Below are 26,797 nucleotides of genomic sequence, written 5' to 3'. Positions count from 1 at the left end.
GCCCCGCAAAAGGCGGGATTTTTCTTTTTATGGCTAAAAGTGAATTTTTAAAAGCACAATGGAAAAACCTGGTGATGCTCAATTACGAGGTTGATGCCGCCGTATTAAAACCTTACATACCTGCAGGTACCGTACTCGATCTTTGGGAAGGCAAAGCCTTGGTGAGCATGGTTGGCTTTATGTTTCTGGATACACAGGTTATGGGCATAAAATGGCCATGGCACGTGAACTTTGAAGAGGTGAACCTGCGTTTTTATGTGCGATACTTTAACGGTACCGAATGGAAACGCGGCGCTGTTTTTATCAGCGAAATTGTGCCAAAACAAATGATCGTGCTTATTGCCAATAATCTTTATAAAGAACATTACCGTGCGTTGCCTATGCGCAGTTCTATTATTGCAACCGAAGATCATCATACCGAATTTTTGTATGAATGGAAGCTCAAGGGGCACTGGAACAAGCTTGGCGCTACGGCAAGTAATGAGTTAGTGGATATTAAGCCGGGTAGTCCCGAAGAGTTTATTTTAGAACATTATTGGGGATACAACGGGCTAAGCACAACAAAAACCATGGAGTACCAGGTTGAACATATCTCCTGGCAAACCGGCCTGGTTCGCGATTATGTTTTTGATGCCGATGTTGCCGCCTTGTATGGCACCGAGTTTAAACCGTTTCTTGAAAAAGAACCTGTTTCGGCTTTTTACGCGCTGGGATCGGATATTGTTGTAAGGATGGGGGAGAAGATAGTGGTGGGGAAATGAAGGGAGGCATCGAATGAGGTTTGTTGAAAATAATATGTTATAAAGAAACGTCATTGCGAAGAACCAATAGGAGGGACTGAAAAAAACGTGATGAGGTATAGCGTATATTTTAGCGATGGTGTGCGGGGGCGCGTTAGTGATAGGAGCGGATACCGGCCTTGTGGCTAATGCCTGTGTAGTATGAGCGTATAGCACGGGCCGCAGGCAACGCCAATATTTAGAAAATTGAATTAAAAAATATCGTTAACAACCAACAACTTACAACTACGTCATTGCGAGGAACGAAGCAATCCCCAATAAGTAGAGCCGCTCTGTATAGTTAGGGATTGTTTCGTGCCTCGCAATGACGGCGTGGTGAAAGATTGCTTGGTGTCTCGCAATGCTGTCTTCGTAATTTCATTTTCCTGTTTCCAACTGATTCTGTTGTGTTTTGAAGTTCTATTTATATAAACAGCTTTAATTTCCCTCATCACCGTCCCGTCAAAAAAAATAATCATTTCATTAGTAATCACCTTGTTTACTATTTTTGCCACCCATATAATTTTGATACATGGCAAATTACAGTAACCGCATTGCACATTTAAAAAACGAGATCCAGCCTTTACGCGACCAGCTTATCAATCACGAGCTTTATAAAAATATTACCTCGCTTGAAGAGCTTACCGTTTTTATGGAGCACCATGTGTTTGCTGTGTGGGACTTCATGTCGTTGCTAAAAGCTTTGCAGCAAAAGCTTACCTGCACCGTTACCCCCTGGATGCCTACAGGAAACGCTAATACCCGTTACCTGATCAACGAAATAGTGGCCGGCGAAGAAAGTGATATTGACGAGCAGGGTAACCACGCAAGCCATTTTGAACTTTACCTGCGTGCCATGCAGCAAGCAGGAAGTGTCGCTAACGGTATCAATAACCTGTTTAACGAATTGAATTTCGGCAAGCATATTGATGAAGCCTTGATCATAGCCAATATTCCGGTAGCAGCCCGCAACTTTGTGCAACATACTTTTGATGTTATAGATACTAATAAAGATTATCTGCAGGCCGCGGTATTCACTTTTGGTCGCGAGGACCTAATTCCGGATATGTTTGTGAGCATAGTAAAAGAGCTAAGCCAACAATTGCCGGGCAAAGTTGATATCCTGCTTTACTATCTGGAGCGTCATATAGAAGTTGATGGCGATCATCATTCACAATTAGCCTATCAAATGACAGCCGAACTTTGCGGCGACGATGAAAGCAAGTGGAGCGAAGCTACCGAAGCTGTTAAAGAAGCGCTACAGGCGCGTATTGCGCTTTGGGATGGGATATTGGAGGCGATAAAAGTACAGGAAGTAAGTTCCTTCTAAGCATACACTCTATAAAAGTTGTCATTTCGACAGAGCATGGGGAGAATCTGAGCGCTGGCGCGAAAGAGAAATCTTATACGCAAGGAAAGATTATTATGCACGATTTACAATAAGGCGCATAAGATTTCTCCTCACCCTATGCACATTATTCCCCACCGGTTCGTCGAAATGACAACGGGTTTTATTGAATAAGAACGCTGAAAATCCCTACAACTTATTTAACTCATCCATCAGCACTTTGCTGTACTGGTTAAAGTAACGCCTTACGCCAAAACCCATAACGGTTTGTATGCCGCGGGTAGCGTTGGTTAAAAACACTTCATCAGCCTCATATAAAATATCTGGATTTATCTGGGCTTCGGTTATTTCGATGTTGTTTTCATTCGCCAGCTTAATCACTACCTGGCGCATAACGCCTTCAACACAGCCTTCGCTTAATGCCGGGGTATACAGGTGATTTTGATAATTGATGAAAATATTAGAGCTGCTGGCTTCGCAGAGGTTGCCGCTTTGGTTTAGTAAAAATACATCATCCAGCTTGTTCTGGGTTTTGTATAGGCTGGCCATTACGTAAATAAGCGAGTTGCAGGTTTTAATGTTCGATAGATAATTGGACGGTTTGGGCAGCTCGGTAAACACATCCATGATCAGCCCTTTCTCGTTTAAAAAGTATCTTGGCTCTTCTGATGCGGTCAGTTCCAAACAATAGCCCATTTTATTTTGGGTAGGGGTATACAAGCCTTCAGCATCGCGGTAAACGGTTAAACGCAATCTGCCGTGCTTTACCTTATTTCTGCGGGCAAGTTCGTTAACTATATCGTTTAAAAACCAGGTATCCATTTGCGAATAGCCGTCAATTTTAAGGGCTTTCATACCCCGCTGAAGCCGGTCGGCATGCAGTTCGGCAAATTTTAGTTTCCCTTTCATCAGCCGCATGCTTTCAAACAGGCCGTCGCCATATTTAAAGCCCCTGTTGCCAATGGATAGCAATGGTGTATTTTGAGGAAGATATTCGCCGTTAAAATTGATGAATACGGGCATCATGGGACAGGTAGATATTGTAATTTGATCGTGCTTATTTGTTTACCGGGTATTGTTTGTATGCTTTATCTAACGTCTATTGCTTCGTATCTGTATCACTGTATTTTCGCCATTTTGCAAGTACTGCTTCAAAATCGGCCGGTAAGGGCGACTCAAAATGTACCCGCTTTTTTAACGTGGGATGTAAAAAGCCGAGCGTTTGCGCATGTAGTGCCTGCCGTGGCATTAGCTCAAAACAGTTTTCAACAAACTGCTTGTACTTACTGAACATGGTCCCCTTTAAAATTTTATCGCCGCCATAAGTGGCGTCGCTGAACAAAGGATGACCAATGTGCCTCATATGCGCCCTGATCTGGTGTGTGCGACCGGTTTCCAGCTGGCATTCGATCAACGTAACATAACCCATGCGCTCCAATACCTTATAATGCGTTACCGACCATTTGCCTTTTTCAGGATCCTCATATATCGACATTACCCGCCTGTCGGCTACGCTGCGGCCAATGTAGCCGGTTACGGTGCCATCTTCAGGCAAATCACCCCAGACTAATGCGAGGTATTTACGGGTGATGGTATGCTCAAAAAACTGTTTAGCGAGCCAGGTCATGGCACGCTCATTTTTGCTGATGAGCAGCAAGCCCGAGGTATCTTTATCAATGCGGTGTACCAATCCCGGGCGGCCATCATTACCCGGCAGGGTTGGCAATTGCTGAAAGTGATACACCAGCGCGTTCACCAATGTTCCGGTATAGTTGTTATAGCCGGGGTGCACCACCATACCTGCTTCCTTGTCAACAACCAGTACATCATCATCTTCATAAATGATTTTGATGGGGATGTTTTCGGGATAAACTTCGGTATCACGCGGCGGATGCGGCAGCACTACGGAGATTACATCAAGCGGTTTTACTTTATAGCTTGATTTGATGGTTTTATCGTTCACCAGCACGTTACCCAGTTCAATAGCATTTTGAATGCGGTTGCGCGAAGCGTTCTCTACGCGGTGCATCAAAAATTTATCAATCCGCAAAAGCGACTGGCCCTTGTCAACCACTATACGTAAGTGTTCATACAAGTCCTGTTCTTCCTGCTCAATAAGTTCGGGTTCGTGTGCCATTTGAGGCGCAAAAGTAATCGTTTTTTGTGGTAGGTTAAACGTAATATTGCAATAGCATTAACGCCGTATTATTTTATGAACATTGATCTTGAAATTTTTAGCCCGGTGCAGCAAATCAACAGCCCTTTGTTTGATGCTCGGGGTGTAAAAGTTTTTATCAAGCGCGATGATCTGATCCATCCCATGATATCAGGAAATAAATGGCGTAAGCTTAAATACCTACTTAAACAGGCGCAGGCTGAAGCGAAAACGCACCTTGTAACCTTTGGAGGTGCTTACTCAAACCACCTGATGGCTACAGCCGCTGCAGCCGCGAAGTTTGGCTTTAAATCAACAGGCATTGTAAGGGGGGAGGAAGTTGATAACGATACTTTGTTTTTGTGCCGCCTGCATGGCATGGAACTACTGTTTACAGATCGGGATAGCTATCGTGATAAACCCGCCTTGTTCAATCAACATTTTGGCCACGATGAGCAAGCTTTTTTTATTGACGAAGGTGGTGCATCTGCCGAGGGAGCTAAAGGTTGCAGCGAACTGGTTGACGAGCTGCCGGAAAGTTATGATCATATTTTTTGCGCTTGTGGCACAGGAACCACCGCGGCAGGCATCCTTAACGGATTAAACCGGCATCAGCTTAAAACAAAATTCAACGCGGTACCTGTGTTTAAGAACGGCGGATTTATTAAAGATGAGATCGACCGCTTTTTAACGCAACAAACGGACTACGACCTTCATGTCGGTTACCATTTTGGAGGTTATGGTAAAGCCAATGGTGAGCTCATCAGCTTTATTAAAGAATTTGTACCTGCTACAGGCATATTGATTGAGCCTGTATATACGGGTAAAATGATGTTTGCCTTATATGATCTGATTACTAAAGGGTATTTCAAATCGGGCAGCCGAATCCTGGCTATTCATAGCGGTGGCATTTGGGGATTACTGGGGATGAAGGAAAAGTTTAAATAAATCCTAATTAGTCGGTGTATTTAACGGTAGCTCGAAATAGAAGGTAGACCCTTCGCCGTAGGTACTTTCAACCCAAAGCCTGCCTTGATGTCGGTTAACAATTTCCTGGCAAATGTATAAGCCTATCCCTAATCCCGACATATGCGAAGCAAGGTTCTCAACCCGGTAAAAGCGCGAGAACACGCGTTCTAACTGATCTGGCTGAATGCCGATACCAAAATCCTGTACCGAGATCCTTAATTTATTATTGATAACAGCACCTGTAATGATTACTTTATCCCCCTTGGGCGAATACTTAACTGCATTGGTTACAAGGTTAATGATCACTTGTTCGATACGCTGACTATCAGCATGAATAATTAACCGTTCAAGGGGAAGGTTTAAAATGATCTGGTGCGATGATTCTGTCTGTTGCAGGATCTCGCGTAAATCGGTAATTGATTTTATGATATCATAATCCGCATAGGTAAAAGGTAGTTTACCGGTTTGGATTTTGGTAACATCAAGCAAATCTGATATCAACGTAGTTAATCTGCCTACCTGTTCGAGCGCGCGGTTTGCCAGTAACTTGTTTCTATCATCAGCAGGTAAATTGCGGGCAATGATTTGCAAATACCCTTTCAGGCTGGTAACCGGCGTTTTTAACTCGTGGCTTGCCAAACCTATAAACTCATCCTTTTTTTCGTTGAGTTGTTTGATATCCTCGTATAGTTTAGCATTGTCCAGCGCCACGGAAGCCTGGGCAGCTACGGCCAATACAAGCTGCTCATGCTCCTTGGTAAACCTGGCTGGTTGCTCATGGCCGAAAAATAATCCGCCAATAACCTCGCCCGATTTACCCCTTACTGGGACAGCAAGGTAACTTACTACGGGCAAATGCCCTGCCGGCTTACCGAAATGAGGTGCATTTTTTCCGTAGCGGGGATCTTTGGTAATGTCATCCACCCGTACTGTTCCCTCACCGCTGAAGGTTGGATGAAACACTGCTGTGTTGCGGGGCATCCCAAATTTCTCAAAGGCCTCCCGCGGTGCGCCCGAAAGCGTAAATAGCATATATGATTCGCCCTGCTCATTAACCAGGTTGTGAAAAAAAGCACCAAACTGCGCCCCGCACAACTGAGTAGTGGAATCGGTAACTTTTTGCAAAATGCTTTGAATATCAAGCTCTGCCGAGATAACCTGTCCTATCGAATTTAATATCTCCAGGCGTTCGGCGTACTGCTGCAGCCTGTCTTCAGCTTTTTTTTGTTTGCCTATATCACGTATTATTTTTGAAGCCCCTATTACCTTATTGGCCTTGTTCATTATAGGAGATATGGTAAGCGAAATTTGAACTTCTTCGCCGCTTTTTGTTTTGCGAATGGTTTCAAAATGTTCTATCCGCTCGTTGGCCCGTATTTTACTGATGATCAGTTCTTCCTCATCATAACGGTCTTCCGGAATCAGCGTTGTGATGTGCTTGCCAATGATTTCCTCATCAGTATAGCCAAATAAGCGTTGCGCGGCATTGTTCCAGCTTGTAATTATGCCATCAAGGTTTTTGCTTACAATGGCATCTTCGGATGATTCAATGATGGAAGCCAGCATGCCTTGTTTAGCCTCGGCATTTTTTTGTTCAGTAATATCTATTAACGTATTGACCACGCCTGTAAGCTGGCCGCTTTCATCAAAAAGGGGTTTAGGATTTGATAATATATAACTAATACTGCCGTTGGGACGTTTGATAAGTATTTCCTGCTGTTTTACGGCTTTGCCGTATTTTAACACTCTGGCTGTAGGAGTTTCTTCAAGATTCAGCGGTGTGCCATCAATATTAAATATCTGCCAGTTTATATACCATTTGTCTTTATTAGCTTCCGGCGTTTTACCCCAAAGCTTTACAGCAGCTTTATTAAACGAAGTTACACAGCCATGCTTATCGCAGGTATAAACGGCTACGGGCAGGTCTTCAAGCAAATCCCAGGCTGCAATATTATTAAATGCTGCTTTTGGAGCATGTAATGGTTCTTCTCCCATGTTATTATATAATACCTCCCTTTGGTTGTATGTTGTACGAATTTAATATTTAAATAGCCAACCTCAGGGCTTTAATCAAAAAGAAATATTTGTTATGAAAATGCGGCGAATTTTTAATTATCGCGTTACGGCAGCAATGGGCGGTTTTTGATCATAATTGCGCGGTAAAGGTGATTTTGGCTCATCGTTTTTTGTGCGTTTTAGAATCAGGAACAAGTGTACCGGATTTAAGTTTGGTACAAAAAGTAACTTTAAACAATTTAAAGTTACTTTTTGGTCAATCGGTTCAAAAACCGCTTAAATTTTGATTTTAGGCGGTTTTTGCTAAATTTGTAATAAACCCAATTGATATGTACAACCTACTTATTTCTCCGCAGAATGTCCAGGCTTCACTTCAGAAGCATGTACTGGCCGATGGCTTCGACCTCACTTTTGATATGGAAAAAAGTAAGGGTGTTTATATTTATGACGCAAAATATAACCGTACACTACTTGACTTTTTTACCTGTTTCGCTTCGGTGCCTTTGGGCTATAATCATCCCAAAATGCTGAATGACGAGGAGTTTAAGAAAAACCTGATGCTTGCAGCTTTAACTAATCCGTCAAACTCAGATATATATACAACCCAATACGCTCAGTTTGTTGAAACCTTCGATAGGATAGGTATTCCCGACTATTTGCCACATGCTTTTTTTATAGCAGGCGGCTCATTGGCCATTGAAAACGCGTTAAAAGTGGCTATGGACTGGAAAGTGCAGAAGAATTTTGCCAGGGGATACACTAAGGAAAAAGGATTTAAAGTATTGCATTTTGAACATGCTTTTCATGGGCGTTCGGGTTACACGTTGAGCCTCACCAATACAGTGCCCAATAAAACCAAATGGTTTGCCAAGTTTGACTGGCCGCGGGTATCTGTACCTTATATCAATTTCCCCTACAGCGATGCCAATCACGAAGATCTGTTAAGGCGCGAGCAATTATCAGTAGCGCAGATCAGGCAGGCATTTGAGGATAATAAGGATGATATATGTGCTATAATAATTGAGCCTGTACAATCAGAAGGCGGTGATAACCACGTGCGTAAAGAGTTTTTAGAAAAGCTGCGCGAAATCGCCGATGAATATGAGGCGTTACTGGTATATGATGAGGTGCAAACAGGTGTGGGGTTAACAGGAAAATTCTGGTGCCATGAACACTTTGGTGAAAAAGCACGCCCCGATATTATTGCTTTTGGCAAAAAGATGCAGGTTTGCGGTATATTGGCCAGCCGGCGTATTGATGAGGTTGAGGATAACGTATTTAAGGTATCGTCACGCATAAACTCAACCTGGGGAGGTAGTTTGGTTGATATGGTACGCTCATCAAAAATAATGGAAATTATTGAAGAAGATAACCTTTGTGATAACGCTGCGGTGATGGGCGAATACCTGCAAAACGGCTTAAGCGAAATTGCCGGGCGGCACCCAGTTGTAAGTAATGTGCGTGGAAAAGGGCTGCTTACAGCCTTTGATTTTCCGGACAAAACCATAAGAGATAATTTTATTAAAAGAGGTTTTGAGAATAATATTATGTACCTTGGCTGTGGCGAAAGGAGCGTACGTTTCCGCCCTGCGCTAATCATTGAAAAAAGCCATATTGATACCGGTCTTGAAATGCTTGAACAGCTTTCGGCCACTTTTTAACAAATAGGTAAAGAAGATCAATACCGGCTACAGCTAAATCCTGCTCATGAAACGTGTGGAATTAACTAATATTTAATAAGGTAAAAACAACATCTATTATTTGTAAAAGGAAAAACATATTAATATACGCTACTTTTTTTCCAAAATAGGCCATATTTTTTGTTATTATTCCGATTAGATTTGTTGCAACCCTATTAAAGTAACTCAGTTCTATTCAATCACCATGAGCAAACACATAGAGAAATTAAAGAAGCAACTGGTTGAAGTAGCCGAGGTTGTAAATTCATTCAAATCTGAAGCTGTACAGGTTCGAATAATTGACCGTTTACTGGAAGTAATGATCGAGTCGGAGAAGGTAGATGCCGAAGGTGTTGAAATGTTTGGTAAAAAAGCAAGGAAATTACGTATTGAGGATGAAGGTGGTGCTATTGCGGGACGTAAGAAACCGGGTGCTACCAAAATACTTAATCAATTATTAAATACCGATTTTTTTGATAGTCAGCGTTCTATATCATCTATTGCCAATTACTGTAAGGATCAGTATGACTCTGATTTTAAAACATCTGAACTTTCAGGTATCCTTTTAAAATTAGCTAACGAAAACAAGCTGAGAAGAGAGCGAAGCAATGAGAATAACCGCTTTGAATACATCAGGGCTTAAGTATTGCTCATATTAAAGTTAATAAAAAAGGAGTCTGAAAAATCAGGCTCCTTTTTTATTGGAATAGATTAATTATATATAATCTATAGTTAATATGGCATTATTTTAGGTTAAATAAATTATCCACCCCTAAAATTTTTCTACTGGTGAAGCCCTCGGCGTATTTTGCCCCGATGCTTTTGCCAAACTCACGTGCCCTGCCTGTAACTATTTCAATAAAATCGGGTGTTGAAATATAGGTTTGTGGCTCACCTTCCCAGCTTGGGTTATGAAACTGCGATCCGTAAGCATAAATGCTCTCTATTTTTTTATCCCAATATCCGGTTACGTCAATTAATATATCAGGAGTAATATAATTGTCCTGTATAAAATGAAGTACCATATCTGGTCGCCATGCGTCTTGTGGGGTGCCTTCGGCATCAAACGTTTCTATTTTGCGAAGGCCGGCTAAAAATGCCGAAGTTTCAACAAGCTCATTGGCGCGGCCGTGGTCAGGATGACGGTCATGGTACGCATTTGTGATTACTATTGAGGGGCGAAATTTGCGGATAGCTTCAATAACCTTTACCTGGTGCTCGCGTGTGTTTTCAAAAAAAGCATCGGGTAAACCCAGGTTTTCGCGTACGGCTAAACCCAATATTTCGGCAGCGGCGGCAGCTTCCTGTTTACGGATCTCGGCCGAGCCACGGGTGCCCAGCTCGCCACGGGTAAGGTCGACAATACCAACGTTATAACCAAGGGCAATATGTTTTGCAATTGTACCAGAGCAACCTAACTCAGCATCGTCGGGATGTACCGATAAAACTAATATATCTAATTTTAGCATGCGCAAAAATAATCTATTGGTCAGACGCCGTTGTCAACAGGCGGTCAATCTTTCGCCTCACTTTTGATGAGTTTGGTTTGGTGAAAGGGTAGTAGAAATCAACTACATGGCCGTTCCTGTCAATTAAATATTTGTGAAAATTCCAGCGTGGCGCTGAGCCTACATTTCCATTTTCCTTTTTATCTGCCAGAAATTTATACAGGGGATCTGCATAAGAGCCACGCACCCTTATTTTTTGAAAGATGGGATAATTTGCTCCAAAATTTTCGCAGAAAACGGCGATAGCTTCGCCATCTAAAGGCTCCTGGCCACCAAAATCATTTGAGGGGAATGCAAGAATTTCAAAATCCTTGCCGGCAAGTTGGGCTTTTAAAGCGGCAAGTTCTTTTAACTGCGGGGTGAAACCGCATTGCGATGCTGTGTTTACAATTAAAAGGACTTTGTTTTTATATTCGGAAAGACTGATCTCTTCACCGTTTAACTTGTGAATGTTAAACTGGTAAATACTTTTATTATCCATTAAACTAATTGCTGTATGAATTATATCCGGCCTGGTTTAAAATGGCCTCGATATCTTTCTGTTCTTCAGGGTCGTAAGTTTCTTTAAGATTATGGCCAAATATGCTGGCGACCGACTGGAACATAAAAGCCTTAAAGCCGCCCTTTAATTCCTTAACCATGGCAAAGCTGGTTTGCCCGGTTTCGCGGTCAATAAGTTTAATTAAAACCTCTCCCTGACTAATTGTCAGGTTTTTTATTTCCTTGTTAAAAAGGTTTTTGATTTCACCCTCGCAGGTGCTCACTAATTCTTTTTGTTTTTTCCTGTCGGCGGTAACAGCCAGATCGCGTTGTAACTGACGGTACCTTTGCCCTGCAAAACGTGCATAAGGCAACACTTTCATTACATTATAGCGCAAACGGCGATAGTTTTGCCTGTCGGCCTCGCTGGCAAAAATACGGGTATCAACTATCTTAACTTCGGGTTCAACTATCCACGGCACAAGTTCACCGTCAAGGTTGGTCATGGCTGTTCTGATGGTATCATTTTTGCCAAGCTGTACTGGAGCAGGAGTAACTGTTTGGGCCTTTGCAGCACCCATCAAGCAACATAACAGTAACAGAGAACCAATAAATTTCATATTTTTACTTAATACAAAAATAATGTAATTTTTTTTGGTATTTTACTAATACCTGCAATAATATTTATTTGCTGCATGTTTATGATTAGATACCGCTAATACCCCGTACATGAAAGACTTAGTGATAGACCTGGAAGCCGAGAAGAACGAGATACTAAAAAGATACCGTGCCCTGCTGCGTGCCTGTAAATCAACCCTGCAAAAGGGCGATAAACGCATGATACGTAAGGCATTTGATATGGCCCTTGAAAGCCATAAAGATATGCGCCGTAAAAGCGGTGAACCCTATATATATCACCCTATTGCAGTAGCCCAAATAGCCGCCGAAGAAATTGGCCTGGGTACAACATCGATAGTGTGCGCCCTGCTGCATGATGTGGTTGAGGATACCAACATGACGCTTGATGAAATTGAGATGGAGTTTGGTAAAAAGGTTGCCAAAATTATTGATGGCCTTACCAAAATATCAGGTGTATTTGATACCAACAGCTCATTGCAGGCCGAAAACTTCCGTAAAATGCTGCTTACCCTTGCCGATGACGTAAGGGTAATACTGATCAAGCTTGCCGACAGGCTGCATAACATGCGTACCATGGAGTTTATGCCGAGGGACAAGCAGCTTAAATTATCGTCAGAAACAGTATATCTGTATGCGCCCCTGGCACACCGTCTGGGCTTATACGCTATAAAATCTGAACTGGAAGACCTCTCCATGAAATACATGGAGCGCGAAACCTACCAGTTTATCAAAAATAAGCTGAACGAAAAAAAGGCCGAACGTGAGCGTTTTATTCGCGATTTTATTGAGCCTATCAATAAATCATTACAAAGCCAGGGACTTGAGGCCGATGTATTTGGCAGGCCAAAATCTATCCATTCCATTTGGAATAAAATGAAGAAGAAATCGATACCCTTTGAAGAGGTATATGATCTTTTCGCCATCCGTATCATCTTGGATAGCGCCCCTGAACATGAAAAGGCTGATTGCTGGAAAGCTTACTCTATAGTAACCGATCAGTACCGTCCAAATCCCGACAGGTTGCGTGACTGGATCTCATCGCCTAAGGCTAACGGTTATGAATCGTTGCATACTACAGTGATGGGACCGCGCGGCCAATGGGTAGAAGTACAGATCCGTACCAAGCGCATGAACGAGATTGCCGAAAAGGGTTTCGCCGCGCACTGGAAATACAAGGAAGCCAGCACCGACAGCGGGCTTGATCAATGGGTAACCAAAGTGCGCGAGATGCTTAAAAATCCGGATACCAACGCGCTCGACTTTATCGACGACTTTAAGATGAACCTCTTCAGCGATGAGATCTTCATTTTTACGCCTAAAGGCGCGCTGATCCAGTTACCTTTAAATGCTACAGCGCTTGACTTCGCTTTCGAGATCCACACCGATGTGGGCGCAAGCTGTATTGGTGCTAAAGTAAACCATAAACTGGTGCCGCTGAGTTATAAGCTGCAAAACGGCGACCAGGTGGAGATCATTACATCAAGCAAGCAGACTCCTAAAGAAGACTGGCTTAACTTTGTGGTTACCGCAAAGGCTAAGGCCAAGATCAAATCGGCGTTAAAAGAGGAGAAACGTAAAATCGCGGAGGATGGTAAAGAGATCCTGGAACGTAAAATGAAATCGCTCAAGATCACTTATAACTCTGAAAACCTGCAAAAGATAGCTTACTTTTTTAAGCTGCAGGCCACCCAGGACCTTTTTTACAATGTTGCCAAGGGCATTCTTGATATGAAGGACCTGAAAGAATATCAGGCCTCAGAAAAAATAATTGAAAGCAAACCACAGGATAAAATTGACCAGGAACAGGTTCAAAATCTCATCAAAAATATCAAAGCTAAAGACAGCGATATATTGCTCATTGGCGAGGATATGCAAAAGATAGACTATAAACTGGCCAACTGTTGTAATCCTATCCCTGGTGATGATGTTTTTGGATTTGTTACCGTGAGCGACGGCATCAAGATTCACCGCACCAATTGCCCTAACGCGGCCAAACTCATGGCAAATTACGGCTATAGGATAGTAAAAGCCCGCTGGACAAACCAGCAGGAACTTGCTTTCCTTACCGGTTTACGCATCACAGGTATTGATGAGGTAGGGTTGATTAACAAGCTTACCACGGTAATATCAAACGATTTTAAAATAAATATCAGGTCTATTACAGTTGACAGTGATAATGGTATATTTGAAGGGTCGCTGATGTTATATGTTAATGACACCAGCCACCTTGACACCCTGATTAAAAACCTAAAACAAGTAAAAGGCGTAACCGCGGTTAACCGTTTTGATTCGGCAATCGAGAAAGCATCTTGAGGTGAATTGTTGATTGAGTTGATTTGGGGAGTAGTTGCTTTGTGCAATGAAAGTCAACATAATCAACCATTCACATAATCAACTACTCACCACTTAACAAATTATTAATAACTTTGCCCCGTTAATACATCATTATGTCACAGCAGGATACCATACCAATGGTTAAGAAAATTTTTGAGGCTTACCTCGAAAATAAAAACCTCAGGAAAACCCCCGAGCGTTTCGCTATACTCGAAGAGATATATTCCCGTACAGATCACTTTGATGTGGAGTCGTTGTACATCCACATGAAAAATAAAAAATACCGCGTAAGCCGTGCTACGGTTTACAACACACTTGAGCTATTGGTTTCATGCGATTTGGTTACCAAACACCAGTTTGGCAAAAACATGGCCCAGTTTGAAAAATCATACGGCTATAAACAGCATGACCACATCATTTGCATCGACTGCGGTAAGGTGGTTGAATTTTGCGATCCGCGCATCCAGCAGATCCAGAGTATGATGGGCGATATCTTAAAATTTGACATCAAACACCACTCTTTAAATCTTTATGGTAATTGTACCAAATTAAGAGAGGGTTTTTGTGACAGAAAAATTTAACTGTTAATGGACAAACCTATTTTAAGCAAACAGGCATTTTGGGATGTTGATATGGATAGTATCGACTATAACAAAGATGCTCTATTTGTTATGGAATCGGTTATTAATAACGGCTCATTAGAAGATTTCTATTCTATTAGAAAGTTTTATGGCGATAAAAAAATAAGCAAGACAGTTATTAGGACTAAAGAACTTGGACCTAAAGAAATTAATTTTTGTTGCCTTGTATTCAAGCTCAAACTACAAGATTTTATTTATCCCATAAAAAAGTATCCGTCTACACAATCGATGAATTATTACGGTGCTTAATCACTCAAAAATATTCAATACATATATACAAAATAAAAATTAATGGCTGTTGACGTATTATTAGGCCTCCAGTGGGGCGATGAAGGAAAAGGAAAAATTGTTGATGTGCTTAGTGCAGGTTATGACCTGATTGCACGTTTCCAGGGCGGGCCAAATGCCGGTCACACGTTGGAGTTTGACGGTAAAAAGTTTGTTTTAAACACCATTCCTTCAGGTATATTTTTTGAAAACACCATCAACCTTATCGGTAACGGTGTGGTGATTGATCCTATCACCCTGAAAAAAGAACTGGATAAATTAAAAGATGCCGGACATGACCTGTTGGCTAAAAAGAATCTTTTAATTGCTAAAAAAGCGCACCTGATATTACCAACTCACCAGTTGCTTGACGCTGCTAATGAAAAAAAGATGGGCGAAGGCAAAATTGGTTCAACCTTAAAAGGTATTGGCCCAACTTATATGGATAAAACTGGTCGTAACGGTTTACGTATTGGCGATATCACCCTGCCCGATTTTAAAGAACGTTACCAGAAACTGGTTGATAAGCACGTATCCATGCTGCAACAGCTTTATGGCGAAGTGGCAGATTTTTCGGAGCGCGAAACTTTATTTTTTGAAGCGCTTGATGTACTGCGTCAGTTCCCGCTTGTTGACTCTGAACATTTGGTTAACAGCTACATTAAAGACGGCAAAAAAGTTTTGGCCGAAGGTGCTCAGGGAGCAATGCTTGATATCGACTTTGGTTCATATCCGTTTGTTACTTCTTCAAATACTACCGCCGCAGGTGCTTGTACTGGTTTAGGTATTGCTCCGCAACAAATTGGCGATGTAATAGGTATTTTTAAAGCTTACTGTACCCGTGTAGGTGGTGGTCCTTTCCCAACCGAACTGGAAAACGAAACCGGCGAAGAGTTGCGTAAAGTAGGCCATGAATTTGGCGCGACTACAGGCAGGCCACGCCGCACCGGCTGGATTGATCTTCCTGCTTTAAAATACGCGATTATGCTTAACGGCGTTACCCAACTGGTAATGACCAAAGCAGACGTGTTAAGCGGTTTTGACAAGATCTATGCCTGCACGCACTACAACTATTTAGGTGAGCAGATTGATTATATGCCTTACGATATCTGCTCGGTAAGGCCAGAGCCGGTATATAAGGAAATTGATGGCTGGAACGAAGACCTGACCGGTATCACCGAACTTTCTGAGATCCCGGCTAAACTACAATCATATATTGATTACCTTGAGGCCGAGCTTGGCGTACCGGTAAAATATTTATCTGTAGGTCCGGACAGGAAACAGACTTTAACATTACATTAATAATATATACGTTGCCCGTGCCTTCACGGCGTAACTATTTATTGCCCGTGGAGACACGGGCAATAGGATAAGAAAATGCATAAGGCCGGCTACACCGGCCTTATGCATTTAGCTCCCTCGCGGTTCGTGTCCTCACGAACCGCATTTGATGATGCAAATTGAAAAACATTAAACCACCTTATTTCATTTACTTGGTTATTTTTGCAGGGTGATTGTACAGGTAAATGATTTGCCGGAGTTTAGGAAAAAGGCGTTGCAATGGGCTGCAACTTTTGATACCCTGTGTTATCTTGATTCAAACGGGTTTAATGATCCCTATTCCAAATTTGATACACTGATAGCGACGGATGCCCGTGCTCAACTTACTGCAAATGCAGGTAACGCTTTTGATCAGCTTGAGCAATTTAGGGAGAGTAATCCCGGTTGGATGACCGGCTTCCTGGGCTATGACCTTAAAAACGAAATAGAAGCTCTTACATCTGCTAATCCGGATGGTTTGAATTTTCCGGATCTGTATTTCTTTGTTCCCGAACATCTTATTTTGATAAAAGGGGATAAGGCGGAAATCATTTCGGATCATCCGGATCAGGTTGCAAAAGCAATAAATGAGCAAGTCTTAGTCCGGTCTGCCCAACAATCTGTTATCAACCTAAAACCTCGCTTTAGCAGGCAGGAATACATTGATACGGTAAACAAGATAAAAGAACATATCACCCGTGGTGATATCTACGTCACCAACTTTTGCCAGGAGTTTTTTGCCGAAGATGTGGTTATTGAGCCGCTGGAGATCTTCACAAAGCTTAATGAGGTTTCGCCTAATCCATTTTCCACCTTTTTCAAATGGAATGGGAATTATATTCTTGGCGCCTCGCCCGAACGCTTTTTGGCTAAAAGAGGAATCAAGCTGATATCACAGCCCATAAAAGGTACCGCCAAAAGACTTGACGACATTAAAGCCGATGAGCAGGCAAAACAAATCCTGCGTAATCACCCTAAAGAGCTACAGGAAAATGTAATGGTGGTTGATTTGGTGCGTAATGATCTTACCCGTTCGGCCAAACCCGGTACAGTTAAAACCGAAGAGCTTTTTGGCATTTACAGCTTTAAGCAGGTGCATCAAATGATTTCAACCGTGGTTTGCGAAATAGAAGATAATCTTTCAAATGTACAGGCCATCAAGAATACCTTTCCTATGGGTAGCATGACGGGCGCCCCAAAGGTAAGTTGCATGCAATTGATGGAACAATATGAGCGTAGTAAGCGTGGCGTATATTCGGGTGCTATAGGCTATTTTAGTCCGGATAATGATTTTGATTTTAATGTGGTGATCCGTTCGTTACTTTATAATTCTTCCAACAAATACCTTTCGTTCCATGCCGGAGGGGCCATTACTTACCATGCAATTGCCGAAAATGAATATGAAGAATGTTTGCTGAAAGCCACCGCGGTGATGGAGGTTTTGGGAGGGACTCGCGTGTTGTAGCAAATCATCAATTTTTTACTATATTGGCTGTAAAAGTACCATCACTATTCGCTTTTAATTGTCAATATGTTAAGACCCCTACAAAACATAAAGCTAATTATCGTTTCCCTGTGTTTATTAGCAACCGATGTTGCCTCAGCCCAAACTAAGTATCATCCTTCAGATTTATTCCCGGCACAACCCTTATTACCATCGGGTAATTCCTATCGTACAGCAACCGGCGAACCAGGTCCCGCTTATTGGCAAAATAAGGCCGACTACGCGATTGATGTGGCGCTTGATGATAAAACCAATATCATAACTGGTACTGCTACTATCACCTATACCAATAACAGTCCCAAACCGCTTTCGTTATTATGGTTGCAATTGGAGCAAAATGTATTTAAAAAAGATTCGCGTGGGATTCAATCTAAATTGTTCCTTTACCAGGATCCTGAAAAAACTACTCCGGATGGTGGATATCAGATAGAAGGTGTGCAACTTGCAGATGGCAAAGGCGGAAATATTAAATACCATATTTATGATACCCGCATGCAGTTGGAACTGGCGCAGCCGCTCCTAAGCGGTCAGTCTATAAGTTTCAGCATCCGTTATAAGTATAACTTCCCGGTAAATTATAAAAATGCCGACTTCCTGGTTAACCGTACCGATATCCTCCCAACAAAAAATGGGAACATCTATGCCGTAGCGCAATGGTATCCGCGGATGTGTGTGTTAGATGATGTTGAAGGCTGGAACACGCTCCCATATTTAGGTAATGGCGAGTTTTACCTGGAATACGGCAATTTTAAGGTTAATATTACGGTACCATCGGGCCTTATTGTTGAAAGCTCCGGCGACCTGCTAAATCCTGAAGAAGTGCTAACCCCAACAGCACTTAAGCGCTGGCAGGCTGCTAAGCAAAGCGATGTGCCGGTACAGATCAGAACGGCGAAAGAAGTAACCGATCCCTCATCAAGGCCTGCAAAAGCTACCTGTACCTGGAAGTTTAAATTAGATAACGCCCGGGATTTCGCCTGGACGGCTTCCCGTTCCTTTGTTTGGGAAGCGGAGAGTTTTAAGCTTTTTGATGGCAAAAGGGTGATGGGTAGTTCTCTTTATCCGGTAGAGTCGGATAAGCAGGGCAGTTGGAGGCGTTCATTAGAGTACATCAAATTTACTTTGCAGCATTTTTCTGAAAAGTGGTTTCCATATCCTTATAACAAAGCGGTTAACGTGGCTTCAAATCTTGATGGGATGGAGTATCCCGGCATGGTATTTTGCTCGGCGAAAGATACCGGCAATATGTATTTTGCTGTGGTAAACCACGAGTTGGGGCATACCTGGTTCCCGATGGTAGTGGGCAGTAACGAGCGTAAATACGCCTGGATGGACGAAGGGTTCAATATGTTCATTGACAAAATTGCTACCAAAGCTTTTAACAAAGGCGAGTTTATAGGCTACGTTGAGATCGATAGCCCCCTTGATTCATTGTTTACCGAGCAATTGTTGCCTATCGTTACCCGGCCAGATGCTTTGCCTGGCAACCAGGTTTATCCGTTACAATATCAAAAGGTAGCTTATTCATTGGCGCTTCTGCGTAACCAGATATTGGGACCTGAGCGCTTTGACCGTGCTTTCAGAAAATACATCCGCGACTGGGCCTACAAGCATCCAACTCCGTGGGACTTTTTCAGGAGCATAGACAGTTCGGCAGGGGAGGACCTGACCTGGTTCTGGAAGTCCATGTTTCTCGAAAACTATCGCCTCGATCAGAAAATAACTAAAGTAGATAGTCCGGCAGATGGCCTGCCTGTTATCACAATCGAAAACATGGATAAGGCTGCAATGCCGTTAGTGGTTGAAATAACCTATGCCGATGGATCAAAAGAGCATCGTGGGTTTCCGGTTGAGATTTGGGAATACAGCAGTGTTTATACTTTTACCGGCGATAAAAAAGCGGCTGTCGCCAAAGTGATTATCGACCCGGATAAGATCTATCCGGATGTGGATAGGAGCAATAATAGTTACGAGGTGAAGAAGTAGACTGTTTTATGTAGGAAACGAAGAGTATGCTGGCTCATTCTTCATCATGTCATTGCGAGGAACGAAGCAATCGCACGAAAGCAAATCTGCTCTGTATAGCATGCGGTTGCCACGCTTCGCTCGCAATGACATTTATATATTATTAGTTCGCTGCGTTTTTTGTCCTATCAGGGTCTCTCGAAGAGGACCCTGATGTTCTGTAAGAAGCTTTACAACTTCACGCCCCTTAAAAACTCCTCGATACCCATGCGTTTCTTACCTTCTAACTGAATGTCTTTTAATAATACAAAACCATCTTTAGCGGCAAACTTTAAATAAGTTTTGTTATCACTTAAAAAGCCGCCCGGTTGAATAGCCGGTTCAGATACCTGGTATTCAGAAGCGAAAACTTTCAGGCTTTTGCCATTAAGCTCGGTATAAACAGTTGGTACCGGACTAAGTCCGCGGATTTTGTTATAAATAGATTCGGCTGTCTGGGTCCAGTCAATCCGGCAATCATCTTTAAAAATCTTGGGAGCGTGTTTTAATTCGGTTCCCTCGGCCAGTTGCGATTGCGGGTGCTCATTGTAACGGCCGCTTTCAACCGCTTTAACAGTTTTCACCAGTAAGCCTGCGCCTTTGTTCATAAGGCGGTCGTGCAGCTCGCCGGCATCTTCATGGCCGGTAAGGGTTATTTTTTCGGTAAACAGGATGTTACCGGTATCGATATCGTGCTTTAAAAAGAAGGTAGTTACACCGCTTTCTTTTTCGCCGTTAATGAGTGCCCAGTTAATTGGGGCCGCGCCACGGTATTGCGGTAGTAACGATGCATGTAAATTTATGGTGCCCTTAGGTGGCATGTTCCAAACAGCTTCGGGCAGCATCCTGAAGGCTACTACAACCTGCAAGTCGGCTTTTAATGCTTTTAGTTCAGCAATAAAATCTTCGTTCTTCAATTTTTCGGGCTGCAGCACTTTTAATCCGTTGGCTTCGGCATATTGTTTCACTGCCGATTCACTAACCTTCTGCCCTCTTCCGGCCGGTTTATCGGGCGCTGTAACAACGGCCACAATATCACTCCCGGCTTTAATTAAAGCGTCTAACGAGGCAACGGCAAACTGGGGGGTACCCATAAATATAATTCTCATAGTATGTTTAGGTATTAGATGTCTTTATTATGTTATTCGTATAGTAAATATTTTTTTCTTGTTTCTTTAAAAGCAGCTAAACCTGGCTGCCAGCTGGCACGGATCTCCTCTTCAGTTTTGCCTGCTTCAATCTGTTTCCTTAACTCGGCTGTGCCGGCCAGTTTTATAAAATAACCGTTAAAGAAATGATCTTTATCCGGGAAAGCCTGGTATAACTCTAAGAGCCATTTCAGGTTGATAGCGCCCATGCCGGTAATGTCATTTGGCGAAATATTTTGCAGATCGATGCCAAAACATTCCTGGTCTTTCTGCGGCGGGTTTTCGCTCATACCAGGGATACTTTTGGGCGTAAACGAAAAACTGTATTTACCTTTTAGCGCCGGATGCCCCAGCACAGCAAAAGGAGCAAGCGTCCCCCTGCCTAAGCTAAAGGTTGTACCTTCAAACAGGCAGGTGCTTGGGTATAATAAAACTGATAGCGGCGTATTTAAGTTTGGCGACGGGTTTACCGGTAAGGTATAAGGCAAATTATGTTTGTAATTAGCAACTTTAATGATCTTTAGCTTGCATTTTACGCCATTTTTTAGCCAGCCTTCGCCGTTTATCATTTGGGCATATTCGCCAATGGTCATGCCATGGGCAATAGGGATGGGGTGCATGCCAACAAATGAGCGGTTAACCGTATCAAGGATTGGCCCGTCAATTAAATAACCGTTGGGATTGGGGCGGTCAAAAACCATTAGCTCTACGTTGTTCTCGGCGCAGGCCTCCATAACATAGTGCAGGGTTGATATATAAGTATAAAAACGGGTGCCAACGTCTTGTATGTCAAATATCATCAGGTCGATACCCTTCAAATCGGCCGTTGTTGGTTTGTAGTGTTTGTTGCCGTAAAGCGATATTACGGGTAAGCCTGTTTTAGGGTCTTTGGCATCGCCAACGGTAGCGCCATTGCTGGCATTGCCCCTGAAACCATGCTCGGGGCCGAAGATCTTTTTTATACTAACTCCGGAATGAACCAAACTATCTACACTGGCAGTTAAATTTTTACCAATAACAGAAGTTTGATTAATCACCATCCCGATATTTTTTCCCTTAAGATAGTTAATATACAGCGGAATTTGATCGGCTCCGGGAATAATAGGGCCGATTTTTTTGTTTTTTTTGACAGATGTTGTTTGGCAGCTTTTACAATCGGTTGCCTGGCTGCACGCAGTGTTTGCAAGTAAAACTGTTATAAGGGCAAATCGTAAAAAAACACAAATCTTATTCATAAAATATTGAGTTGAAACAATTTTAAAAGTGGCAGGTTTAACAGCAAAACCGCATATTTGCGAAGGTACAAAAAAACAGTTTGCCATTGAGTTTCGCCTCTTTTATATCAGCCCGTATAACATTTAAATCAAAACGCACTTTCTCTAAACTGATAGTGCGCATTGCAATTATAGGTATTATGCTGGGCCTTGGCGTAATGATACTGTCACTTGCTATCGTTAAAGGATTTAAACACGAAATCCGCAATAAAGTTCGAGGCTTTGCGGGGGATATCCGCGTGGTTAAGTTCGATCTGAACAATTCATACCAAAGTTCTTCCTTCCCTGCCGATAAGGAATTTGTTAAGCGGGCACTTAAAAGTCCGTTTATTACCCATGTAATGCCTGTGGCTACCAAGCCGGGTATAGTTAAGGCCAATAACGAAATTGAAGGGGTAGTACTTAAGGGCGTTGATAAAAGTTACGACTGGGGCTACTTTAAAAAAATGATGGTTGCCGGCGACGTCATTAGTTTTGCCGACTCGGTTGAGGCGCAAAAGGAGATCATGATCTCACAAACAACCGCCGACAGGCTTAAACTTAAAATAGGGGATAAGCTGCTGATGTATTTTGTGCAGGAACCATTGCGTAAACGTCAGTTTAAAATAAAAGGGATTTTTAACATCGGTGTTGAGGAAGTAGATAAAACCTTTGTTATAGGCGCGCTATCACTTATTAACCGTCTTAACGACTGGAAACCGGATGAAATTGGCCAATACGAACTGCGCGTATCAGATTTTGAACACATTAACGATGCCGCCAACGCGCTTGACACTGTTTTGCCGGTAAAACTGAAAGAGTATACCATTGAAGAAGATTATCCAACCATATTTGAATGGCTCAACCTGCTGGATGTTAATTCGATAGTGATGCTGGTATTGATGGTAGCCGTGGCTGTTATCAATATGATATCGGCACTGCTGATCATGATCCTTGAACGGACTGCCATGATCGGCATGTTTAAAGCCATGGGGGCATCCAACTGGGCTATCCGAAAGGTATTCCTCATCAATGCTACTTACCTGATAGGCCTGGGCTTATTATTAGGTAATCTATTAGGCATTGGTTTAGGCTACTTCCAAACGTATACCCACTTTTTTAAACTCGACCAGGCATCTTATTACATGACCTTTGTACCGGTTGAGTTTGATAGCGTTGATATCCTTCTGCTCAATATTGGTACGCTGATCATCTGTTTGCTGGTGCTCATCATACCATCAACGTTAGTAAGCCGAATCTCGCCGGTGAAAGCTATCCAGTTTAAGTAATTTAAAGCAAGCGGTAACTTAATCCCAACCTGAAATATTCGCTGTGCGTGTTAAACGAAGCATCGCCAACCATGTCTTTCATGTAATTGCTTATTCCATGGGCAAAGCTGGCATTTAAACCATAGCGACCGTAACTGGCAGCAGCGCCAAGGCGTAAGCGGATATCGGTTGGTGCTTTGCTTCTCTTGTAGTCAACTTTATAAATTTTACCATCTTTGTCCTTAACCTCTCCCTTGTCCTTACTGTTCAATATCAGGCCGATATCCATCCCCGGTAAAATATCGAGGTTAACTTTGCTAAGCTGAAAACGATAACCGATGTATGGATTAAGGTTTATGCTTTGGCTTTGGAAAGCTACGTGTCCGGTTACCGTGAAACTGGGATCGTTTGCTGCGATGGGTAGATAATCCCCATATAAAACGGTTGTAATAGGTGAATATTTATCTACCTCAACTTTACTGCGCAATAATTCATAACCTCCCTGTAAACCAACAATAAATCCACCTTTTGAAATAGTTTGAACCTGGAGACCGCCGCCGTAGCTTAAAGCGTTTTCATTACCATAAGGATTATTGGCCCGGTTCATCGGATCGCCGGTGATTGAACCTTGTAATACCTGGGTAGTAGCTGTTGATGAGTTGCCTGCGAAATGGAACAAACCGGTATTGGCCTGTACAGAAACTTCTAATTTTTGGGCGCAAAGCTTTAGCCCGCTAAACATTAACGGGGCAAGGATAAGGAGGTACTTTTTCATTTTTTATGAGTTGTAAAGTTCAGTTTTAGGTTTAAACCGCCTGCTCCAAATTTTATCTGCTGTGACCCAAGCCCATCAAGCGGGTATTTCAAAAATGGTTCAATAATCAGTTTATTTGATTTGCCCAAAGGGTATCCAACTCCAAATGCCACATTCAGGGTTTTGGCAAAGTAAAAGCTGTTAAAGCTTTTGTGTGTTGTTTCGTCGGATGTTTGCGCCTGCACGCCTGCCGCCATTGCCAGGCCAGGGTAACTGTAACTTGCCGTATAGGCTTCGTTAATGAAAGTACCGGAACTTACACCTGCCGATATATAAGTGTCGTTTTTTTGTGGATTAAACTCATATTTAAGGTTAACCGGGATATCTAAGCCAACCAGTTTAGCATTGTAATTTGTAAACGTTGGTGAAGCGGATACTTTGCTAAAGTCAGACAAGCTATTGTACCCGGCAGTTAAGGCCGGCGAAAAAGATACCGCCTCACGTGTGTTTGTCGGCTGACTTTTATCGTAGTTAAGTGTGTTTTGGGCCAGTGCCAAGCCCGTTGATAGTTTAAGGTTTTTGCTCAGTCTGATATCAGATGTAAAACCCGCGCCTGCATTTACCTGGTTCTGGCTGCCCTTTGCATAGTTGAAGAAGGTAGCAGCATAAACACTGAATTTCACCCTGCGCTCGCCCATATCGGCATCAGGCTTTTTAGGCTGATCGTGATCGCTGGCCAGCAATGCCTCCATTGAATTAGTCTTCGGTTTAACTTTTACAACCGATGGGACAGCGTTTGCCGGAGCTGTTTTTACCGGGTTATTATTAACCGGGGACTGCACAACCGGGTTGTTGGCAAGTTGCTGTGTATTTGTTTGCGGCAAAACAGTGTCAACACTGTCGGCCTTTTTACCTGCAGGCACGTTGATTACTCCGTTGTTGGCCGGTTGGGTAACAGGCGGCACATTGGTTTTAGCAATGGTGTTAAGCGGGTTTGCAGCCAAAGGATTTGTCTGTACCGGGGTAAAGGCAGGCACTTTTATTCCCGGCTGATTTACAACAGGGTTAGCAGCCGGTTTATTTGAGCCATTATTCTTTGCAAGCGTGTTAGTGTTGTTTGATGATATACCACTAAGCGGGTTGGTTTTTGCAGCAGAAGATTGCGTGTTGCTATTATTGCTTGCAAGGTTTGTTGCAGGCGATTGTTTAGCTGTTACAGGCGACTGTACAGGTCCAATGTCTTGAGTAGCACTATCAACTGCAGCGTTGTTTTGAGGTTGCGCAGATTTTGACGGTTTTACAGAAAATGTTTGGGTGTTATTATTGACTTTGGTTTTGTTTGTTGCAAACCAAATTCCTATACTTAAAAACAGCAACAGGGCAGCGGCCGCGCTTGCCCACCATAGGTAAACCGGGCGGCGCTGTTTTTCCTGAGCAGGGAATCTCTCCCTGAGCAGCAGCCAGCCTTCATCAGCAGTAGTGTCTTCGTAATTATCAAACACTTCCCTGATGCGGTCTCTTAAGTCGTTATCCAACTGATCATCCATGGTTTTGTGCTTCTTTTCTTAAAATATTCCTTAATCTTTCTTTCGCCCTGCTCAGGTAAACGCGCGATGAGCTTACCGGTATGCCGAGCGTAGTGGCTATTTCATCATGATCGTAGCCGTCTATTTCGTACATGTTAAAAATGGTTCGCTGAATAGCCGGGAGCTCCACCATCAGCTTTAAAATATCCTGTGCATTTAAATTATCAACCGGCCCCATATTACTCCTTATTGGGGCGGCATTTTCCAATTCAACATTAAGCTGGAATTTAAGGTCTTTACGCCGTCGGTCGATGGCCGTGTTAACCAAAATGGTGCGGAGCCAGGCTTTAAACGGCTTATCGGTATTGTAGCCGCCAATTGCGTTAAATACTTTTATAAAAGCATCATTTACAGCCTCAAGAGCGTCATCGCGGTTTAAGCTGTAACGCAAACTTATACCCATAGCGTAGCCATAGAACTGCTTATATAGCAATTCCTGGTGTTTTAAGCTGCCTTTTTTGCATTGCCTTACGATCTCTTCTTCGGTAATGCGAGGGGGTGGATGCATTAAATGTACTTAGTTCCGCTAAATGTTGTTTTAAAAGCCTTTACGCAGCAGAAGATTTAAATGATACAAAATAAATAAAAAAAATCTGCTGGTATGGTCTGCCTCTTGTAATCAAAAAAAGCCGGTACCCCGAGTAGGGGCACCGGCACGGTAATTAAAACAATAGGACTTTTAGTTAATTAGTTTTCTTTAAATTGTACTGAACGGTAAGTGTATCACCATTGCTGTTACGTTGCAATTGAAATACGCTACCATCATAATAGTACTGGTAAACACCTTTAAGGTGGAATTTATTAACACCAGGCACCACTGCAGTTGAGTCATTAAACTGGATATAATATCCGTTATAAGCAAATGCTCCATAGCTGGCCACATGCTTCCTGGTTTCGGCACCTACTTTAAATAAAGAGGTAGCAGAAAGATTTAGCGCTATAGTATCCCGAATAGTATCATAGCCGGTGCCGGTTGTTTTTTTAACCAGCGCGCCAAATGTTCCGGTAAAACTACCTTGTGGTTGAGCAACCGGTACAACCTCGTTTTTTGGTGAACAGGCAACACCTAATGTTAACAGTAATGGCAGCAGGTAAAATAAATTACGTTTCATATATCTTATCTCGTTATCAATTTTTTTTAACCA

Annotated in this window: 24 protein-coding genes; 12 read left to right on the top strand and 12 right to left on the bottom strand. The window is 42.6% G+C overall.

Annotated features, from left to right (window positions below; all coding sequences use genetic code 11):
* Positions 1–29: 29 nt before the first annotated feature.
* Positions 30–761: a YqjF family protein gene (locus tag DEO27_RS18245; RefSeq protein WP_112567195.1), complete on the top strand. Its 732-nt coding sequence runs from the start codon at positions 30–32 to the stop codon at positions 759–761.
* A 550-nt stretch (positions 762–1,311) separates the two neighbouring features.
* Positions 1,312–2,109: a DUF3050 domain-containing protein gene (locus DEO27_RS18240; RefSeq protein ID WP_112567201.1), complete on the top strand. Its 798-nt coding sequence runs from the start codon at positions 1,312–1,314 to the stop codon at positions 2,107–2,109.
* Positions 2,110–2,316: 207 nt separating this feature from the next.
* On the opposite strand, the gene DEO27_RS18235 is transcribed toward DEO27_RS18240, so the two are convergent.
* Together DEO27_RS18235 and DEO27_RS18230 are read right to left on the bottom strand one after the other, a co-directional pair.
* Positions 2,317–3,153, bottom strand: coding sequence for an aminotransferase class IV (locus DEO27_RS18235; RefSeq protein WP_112567204.1), 837 nt, complete (start codon positions 3,151–3,153; stop codon positions 2,317–2,319).
* Between the two features lie 73 nt (positions 3,154–3,226).
* Complete coding sequence (locus DEO27_RS18230; protein ID WP_112567207.1) at positions 3,227–4,264, bottom strand: RluA family pseudouridine synthase; 1,038 nt, start codon at positions 4,262–4,264, stop codon at positions 3,227–3,229.
* A gap of 75 nt (positions 4,265–4,339) precedes the next feature.
* On the opposite strand from DEO27_RS18230, the gene DEO27_RS18225 reads away from it, so the two are divergent.
* Positions 4,340–5,230: a 1-aminocyclopropane-1-carboxylate deaminase/D-cysteine desulfhydrase gene (locus tag DEO27_RS18225; protein WP_112567210.1), complete on the top strand. Its 891-nt coding sequence runs from the start codon at positions 4,340–4,342 to the stop codon at positions 5,228–5,230.
* Between the two features lie 3 nt (positions 5,231–5,233).
* On the opposite strand, the gene DEO27_RS18220 is transcribed toward DEO27_RS18225, so the two are convergent.
* Positions 5,234–7,246 (bottom strand): PAS domain S-box protein, encoded by a 2,013-nt coding sequence (locus DEO27_RS18220; protein ID WP_112567213.1) that lies wholly within the window; start codon positions 7,244–7,246, stop codon positions 5,234–5,236.
* Positions 7,247–7,596: 350 nt separating this feature from the next.
* Between DEO27_RS18220 and lat the strand changes: the two genes are divergently transcribed.
* Positions 7,597–8,928, top strand: coding sequence for an L-lysine 6-transaminase (gene lat, locus DEO27_RS18215; RefSeq protein WP_112567216.1), 1,332 nt, complete (start codon positions 7,597–7,599; stop codon positions 8,926–8,928).
* 223 nt (positions 8,929–9,151) lie between these two features.
* The gene (locus DEO27_RS18210; protein ID WP_112567219.1) at positions 9,152–9,589 is read left to right on the top strand and encodes a hypothetical protein; all 438 of its coding nucleotides are present in this window, start codon (positions 9,152–9,154) and stop codon (positions 9,587–9,589) included.
* Positions 9,590–9,689: 100 nt separating this feature from the next.
* Here the strand turns inward: DEO27_RS18210 and bshB1 are convergent, their stop codons facing one another.
* The 3 genes from bshB1 to DEO27_RS18195 are packed head-to-tail and all read right to left on the bottom strand — an operon-like array spanning position 9,690 to position 11,554.
* A complete protein-coding gene (gene bshB1, locus DEO27_RS18205) occupies positions 9,690–10,415 on the bottom strand; it encodes a bacillithiol biosynthesis deacetylase BshB1 (RefSeq protein WP_112567222.1) in 726 nt (241 codons plus the stop codon).
* 13 nt (positions 10,416–10,428) lie between these two features.
* Positions 10,429–10,935, bottom strand: a complete 507-nt coding sequence (locus DEO27_RS18200) for a glutathione peroxidase (protein ID WP_112567225.1) — start codon at positions 10,933–10,935, stop codon at positions 10,429–10,431.
* A 4-nt stretch (positions 10,936–10,939) separates the two neighbouring features.
* Positions 10,940–11,554 carry a DUF4294 domain-containing protein gene (locus DEO27_RS18195; protein WP_112567228.1) on the bottom strand — a complete coding sequence of 205 codons (615 nt, stop codon included), beginning with the start codon at positions 11,552–11,554 and terminating at the stop codon, positions 10,940–10,942.
* Positions 11,555–11,663: 109 nt separating this feature from the next.
* Here DEO27_RS18195 and DEO27_RS18190 point away from each other — a divergent pair, with 109 nt between their 5' ends.
* From DEO27_RS18190 to DEO27_RS18165, 6 genes are all read left to right on the top strand, one after another.
* Complete coding sequence (locus DEO27_RS18190; RefSeq protein ID WP_112567231.1) at positions 11,664–13,886, top strand: RelA/SpoT family protein; 2,223 nt, start codon at positions 11,664–11,666, stop codon at positions 13,884–13,886.
* A gap of 134 nt (positions 13,887–14,020) precedes the next feature.
* Entirely contained in the window at positions 14,021–14,488 is a 468-nt protein-coding gene (locus DEO27_RS18185; RefSeq protein ID WP_112567234.1) for a Fur family transcriptional regulator, read from the top strand.
* Positions 14,489–14,494: 6 nt separating this feature from the next.
* The gene (locus DEO27_RS18180) at positions 14,495–14,797 is read left to right on the top strand and encodes a DUF6922 domain-containing protein (RefSeq protein WP_112567237.1); all 303 of its coding nucleotides are present in this window, start codon (positions 14,495–14,497) and stop codon (positions 14,795–14,797) included.
* Positions 14,798–14,839: 42 nt separating this feature from the next.
* Positions 14,840–16,117 carry an adenylosuccinate synthase gene (locus DEO27_RS18175; RefSeq protein ID WP_112567244.1) on the top strand — a complete coding sequence of 426 codons (1,278 nt, stop codon included), beginning with the start codon at positions 14,840–14,842 and terminating at the stop codon, positions 16,115–16,117.
* 208 nt (positions 16,118–16,325) lie between these two features.
* Positions 16,326–17,600, top strand: coding sequence for an anthranilate synthase component I family protein (locus DEO27_RS18170; RefSeq protein WP_223817986.1), 1,275 nt, complete (start codon positions 16,326–16,328; stop codon positions 17,598–17,600).
* 66 nt (positions 17,601–17,666) lie between these two features.
* Positions 17,667–19,625: a M1 family metallopeptidase gene (locus tag DEO27_RS18165; RefSeq protein ID WP_112567249.1), complete on the top strand. Its 1,959-nt coding sequence runs from the start codon at positions 17,667–17,669 to the stop codon at positions 19,623–19,625.
* Between the two features lie 209 nt (positions 19,626–19,834).
* Here the strand turns inward: DEO27_RS18165 and fmt are convergent, their stop codons facing one another.
* Together fmt and DEO27_RS18155 are read right to left on the bottom strand one after the other, a co-directional pair.
* Positions 19,835–20,752, bottom strand: coding sequence for a methionyl-tRNA formyltransferase (gene fmt, locus DEO27_RS18160; RefSeq protein WP_112567256.1), 918 nt, complete (start codon positions 20,750–20,752; stop codon positions 19,835–19,837).
* A gap of 32 nt (positions 20,753–20,784) precedes the next feature.
* Positions 20,785–22,026 (bottom strand): exo-beta-N-acetylmuramidase NamZ domain-containing protein, encoded by a 1,242-nt coding sequence (locus DEO27_RS18155; protein ID WP_112568111.1) that lies wholly within the window; start codon positions 22,024–22,026, stop codon positions 20,785–20,787.
* 86 nt (positions 22,027–22,112) lie between these two features.
* Between DEO27_RS18155 and DEO27_RS18150 the strand changes: the two genes are divergently transcribed.
* Entirely contained in the window at positions 22,113–23,333 is a 1,221-nt protein-coding gene (locus DEO27_RS18150; RefSeq protein WP_112567263.1) for an ABC transporter permease, read from the top strand.
* A 1-nt stretch (position 23,334) separates the two neighbouring features.
* Here DEO27_RS18150 and DEO27_RS18145 read toward each other — a convergent pair whose 3' ends face one another.
* The 4 genes from DEO27_RS18145 to DEO27_RS18130 form a co-directional block, all read right to left on the bottom strand.
* Positions 23,335–24,087 (bottom strand): outer membrane beta-barrel protein, encoded by a 753-nt coding sequence (locus DEO27_RS18145; RefSeq protein WP_112567268.1) that lies wholly within the window; start codon positions 24,085–24,087, stop codon positions 23,335–23,337.
* Positions 24,084–25,613: an outer membrane beta-barrel protein gene (locus DEO27_RS18140; protein ID WP_112567272.1), complete on the bottom strand. Its 1,530-nt coding sequence runs from the start codon at positions 25,611–25,613 to the stop codon at positions 24,084–24,086. Before DEO27_RS18140 ends, DEO27_RS18145 begins: the two co-directional genes overlap by 4 nt.
* Complete coding sequence (locus DEO27_RS18135) at positions 25,606–26,160, bottom strand: RNA polymerase sigma factor (RefSeq protein WP_112567276.1); 555 nt, start codon at positions 26,158–26,160, stop codon at positions 25,606–25,608. Before DEO27_RS18135 ends, DEO27_RS18140 begins: the two co-directional genes overlap by 8 nt.
* Positions 26,161–26,335: 175 nt before the next feature.
* Positions 26,336–26,764 (bottom strand): hypothetical protein, encoded by a 429-nt coding sequence (locus tag DEO27_RS18130; RefSeq protein WP_112567280.1) that lies wholly within the window; start codon positions 26,762–26,764, stop codon positions 26,336–26,338.
* Positions 26,765–26,797: the final 33 nt, after the last annotated feature.

The organism is Mucilaginibacter rubeus, from assembly GCF_003286415.2.
GTDB classification, from domain to species: Bacteria; Bacteroidota; Bacteroidia; order Sphingobacteriales; family Sphingobacteriaceae; genus Mucilaginibacter; species Mucilaginibacter rubeus_A.
Note: the sequence above shows the minus strand (reverse complement) of the source record. Positions and strands in the feature narration are given on the sequence as shown.